The 510-nt window shown below is 49.2% G+C and carries 1 protein-coding gene; it reads left to right on the top strand.

All coding sequences use genetic code 11. From position 1 onward, the window contains the following. A partial coding sequence (locus tag Q4557_RS19890) for a tandem-95 repeat protein (RefSeq protein WP_303415074.1) occupies positions 1-510 on the top strand: 510 nt, incomplete at both ends.

Here is a 510-nt window from a genome sequence, read left to right as displayed (position 1 = left end):
AACTTCAACGGTGACATCAGCCTGGATGTGGTGGTTATCGATGATGACGGCGCCACTGCTGAAACCACCGCAGGCATCACTACACTGGCGGTTAATGACGCACCAGTAGTTGATGGCAATATCGCTTACTCAGTGGACGAAGATGGCTCAATTACCCTAAGCCAGGAGCAATTACTAGCTAATGCATCTGACATCGACGGTGACAGCCTAAGCGCTGAAAACCTATCAGTAGGTGATAATGCAACAGTTGTAGCTAACCCAGATGGCAGCTTTACGATTACCCCAGATGCGGACTTTAATGGCGACTTAGACTTACGCTTTGATGTCTCAGATGGCACCACTACAGTGGCAGCAGGCGTTGACCTCACAGTTAACCCAGTTAACGACGCCGCAGTAGCGCCAGACGTTGAATTCACCATGAATGAAGACGGCATTATCATCATTACCGATGAGCAGCTGCTGGCAGGTGCGAGTGATATTGATGGTGATAACCTATCTGTTGATACGGTG

The sequence above is a fragment of the Shewanella sp. 5_MG-2023 genome, from assembly GCF_030547465.1.
Lineage (GTDB): Bacteria > Pseudomonadota > Gammaproteobacteria > Enterobacterales > Shewanellaceae > Shewanella.
The sequence above is the reverse complement of the archived record's forward strand: the minus strand, read 5'-3'. Positions and strand labels throughout refer to the sequence as shown.